Genomic DNA, 387 nt, shown 5'->3' with positions numbered 1-387 from the left:
ACAGGGCCCTGAGGGCCGCTCCGCGCAGGGCCGCCTCCTCGAACGCCACGTCCACCGCCGCGGCCGCGTGGGGACTGCCGTCGACGCCGACGACGAAGTACGCGGGTTCCTGGGTGATGTGCTCCGGTTCCGGAACGACGACGACCGGGCAGGGAGCGTGGGCGGAGACCGGCAGTGCCACGGAGGCGGAGGTGAACATTTCGCGCCGGGTGCTCAGGTGCCAGGAGCCCACCACGACCAGCGAGGCGTTCCGCGCCTCCTCCCGCAGAACCCACGCGGGCTCTCCTTCCGCCAGCATCGTCGACACCTCCACCGTCGGCCGCCGGGACTCGACGAAGGCGACCGCCTCCTTGAGTACCTCGGCACCCGCTTCGTGCAGTGTCCGGT

At 71.8% G+C, this 387-nt stretch carries 1 protein-coding gene; it reads right to left on the bottom strand.

Going from position 1 to position 387, the window contains the following annotated elements; translation table 11 throughout:
• On the bottom strand, positions 1-387 hold a 387-nt coding region (locus RB628_RS41610; RefSeq protein ID WP_318325795.1), incomplete at both ends, for a universal stress protein.

The sequence above is a fragment of the Streptomyces sp. ADMS genome (assembly GCF_033441795.1).
Classification (GTDB): domain Bacteria; phylum Actinomycetota; class Actinomycetes; order Streptomycetales; family Streptomycetaceae; genus Streptomyces.
The sequence above is the reverse complement of the archived record's forward strand: the minus strand, read 5'-3'. Positions and strand labels throughout refer to the sequence as shown.